This window comes from Stenotrophomonas sp. 2YAF22, assembly GCF_052114665.1.
GTDB lineage: Bacteria > Pseudomonadota > Gammaproteobacteria > Xanthomonadales > Xanthomonadaceae > Stenotrophomonas > Stenotrophomonas indicatrix.
The window spans coordinates 1-2,641 of the sequence record NZ_JBFRFE010000608.1; the positions used below are offsets into that span (position 1 = coordinate 1).

Below are 2,641 nucleotides of genomic sequence, written 5' to 3' on the forward strand. Positions count from 1 at the left end.
GGATGGCGCCATCGAGGGATGGCGCCATCGAGCCCCCATGGATGGGTTTACGGCGTGTCCTGCCTACCCAYRCCGCCCCGCCATCCCACGGAATGCACGCTGTTGCTGTTGCTGTTGCTGTTGCTGCTGAGGTTGCCGGCCAGCGGCCGGCACTACCGCAGGTGCAGGGCGCAGCCCTGCTCGACCAACCTCACACCGTGATGGTCTGGGTCAGCGATTCCCAGGTCGGCGGCACCGGCCAGGACGCGGCCTGGTTGCCATCCAGCACCCGCCGCAGGTCGCGCGGATCAATCTGCGGGGCCAGCACATGCACCAGCTCCAGCGCGTAGTCGCGCAGCACCCGGTCGCGCGGCAGCACCGCCCAGGCGACGCACTCGGTGATCGGCGCCGGCGCCGGCCATACCCGCAGATCCTCGTCGTTGGCGCTGATCGCCATCTCGGCCAGCAGCCCGACCCCCAGACCCGTACGCACATAGGTCTTTATCAGGTCCGCATCCAGTGCGGTCAGCGCCAGATCGGGTACCAGGCTCTGCGCGGCAAAAGCGCGCTGCAGGGAGGAGTTGGGTCGGGTCGAGGATTCATAGCTGATCAGCGGCTGGCGGGCCAATGCTGCCAGGTCCGGTACGCGGCCGGCGCGGTCCAGCGGATGGCCCTTGGGCACCACCACCAGCCGCCGCCAGCGGAACAGCGGCACGGCGATGCCGTCGCTGGGTTCGCTGCCGGCGGTACTGATGATCGCGATATCGGCATCGCCCTGGTTCAGCCGGTCCAGCGCATCGGCCTCACCGGCCTGCTGCAGGTGCACGCTGACCTGCGGATAGGCCTGCTTGATGCGCGCCACCGCCGGCGGCAGCACGAAACGCGCCTGGGTGTGGGTGGTGGTCAGGATCAGCTGGCCCTGGCTCTCGCGACGCTGGTTGGCCGCGTAGGTGCGGATGTTGTTGGCCTCGGACAGCACCGCGCGGGCGCGGCTGATCACTTCGGTGCCGGCCGGGGTGACCGACTCCAGGCTGCGCCCCTTGCGTACGAACAGCAGGAAGCCCAGTTCGTCCTCCAGCTGCTTGAGCTGCTTGGACAGCCCAGGCTGGGTGGCATGCACGCGCGAGGCGGCGAGCGTGATGTTCAGCTCGGCGTCGGCGATGGCAACCAGGTAGCGCAGCTGGGTCAGCGTCATGGCAGGCGGGCGATGTGGGGGCGGAGGTCCACTCTAGGGTCAATTGCCGTCACCAGCTTATAACCAAAGGTTGTTTAAGAAAGGTATCTGGTCATTTCCGGGCGTCATATGCCGGCGCTACGGTCAGCCGGCAGCCGCTGGCCTGAACAGCCAGCCCACTTCCTTTCCGCCCGCCGAGCCCGGCGCGGCCTGTTCCTGGAGCGCTCCCATGGCCCTGTACGACTCCATCCTCGACACCATCGGCAACACCCCCATCGTCAAGCTGCAGCGACTGGCGCCGCAGGGTGTGACCCTGTACGCCAAGGTCGAGTCCTTCAATCCGGGCGGCTCGGTGAAGGATCGCCTGGCGCTGGCGATCATCCTCGATGCCGAACAGCGTGGCCTGCTCAAGCCGGGCGACACCATCGTCGAAGCCACCTCGGGCAACACCGGCGTCGCCCTGGCGATGGTGGCGGCCGCACGCGGCTACAAGTTCGTGGCGACCATGGTCGAGACCTTCTCGGTGGAACGCCGCAAGCTGATGCGGGCCTACGGCGCTAAGGTCATCCTGACCCCGGCCGCCGAGCGCGGCAGCGGCATGGTGCGCAGGGCGCGCGAGCTGGCCGAGGAACACGGTTGGTTCCTGGCCAGCCAGTTCGCCAACCCGGCCAACCCGGCCTACCACCGCAACACCACCGCCGCGGAGATCCTGCGTGATTTCGCCGGCAAGCGGCTGGACTACTTCGTGAGTGGCTGGGGAACCGGCGGCACCTTGACCGGCGTCGGCGAAGTACTGAAGGTCGCCCGCCCGGACACCCGCATCATCGCCACCGAGCCGGCCGGCGCCGCCTTGCTGAAGGGCGATGACTGGAAGCCGCACAAGATCCAAGGCTGGACCCCGGACTTCGTGCCCGATGTGCTCAATCGCAATGTGGTCGACGAACTGGTGACGGTGGAAGATGACCGCGCGATCGCCACCGCCCGCCGGCTGGCGGCGGAGGAAGGCATCTTCGTCGGCATCTCCGCCGGTGCCACGGTTGCGAGCGCACTGGACGTGGCAGATCGCGCCGAACCGGGCGCGGTGATCCTGGCGATGTTGCCGGACACCGGTGAACGCTACTTCTCCACGCCGCTGTTCGCCGACGTCAATGAAGGTTCGGACGACGACTGGTTGGCCGGTCTGCCCTGATCGCCGCGTTGTCGATGACAGCAGGATGACGCCCACCCTCGCGGTGGGCGTTTGCTATTTGGGCGATCCTGTCTGGGTATTGCCGACGGAAGCGGACAGCTTTCCCCAGAAATCATAAGAGATTCACCCCGAAAACTTTCGTTTTACCCGAGTGCGGCGCTCGCTTCAGCCTGCGTGAAGGCGCCGCCGGCCATCGTGCATGAACAGCGCGGATCGCAGTGCATGAGACGGTCATGACGCAGCATCGATAAGGCGCCGCCAGCCATCGTGCATGAACAGCGCGGATCGCAGTGCATGAG

The 2,641-nt window shown here is 67.0% G+C and carries 2 protein-coding genes; one reads left to right on the plus strand and one right to left on the minus strand.

Going from position 1 to position 2,641, the window contains the following annotated elements:
- Nucleotides 1-190: 190 nt before the first annotated feature.
- On the minus strand, nt 191-1,174 hold the full coding sequence (locus tag AB4Y84_RS18870) for a LysR family transcriptional regulator (protein ID WP_089236625.1): 984 nt from the start codon (nt 1,172-1,174) through the stop codon (nt 191-193).
- Nucleotides 1,175-1,382: 208 nt separating this feature from the next.
- Between AB4Y84_RS18870 and cysK the strand changes: the two genes are divergently transcribed.
- Nucleotides 1,383-2,342, plus strand: a complete 960-nt coding sequence (cysK, locus tag AB4Y84_RS18875; protein ID WP_032975199.1) for a cysteine synthase A — start codon at nt 1,383-1,385, stop codon at nt 2,340-2,342.
- Nucleotides 2,343-2,641 lie beyond the last annotated feature (299 nt).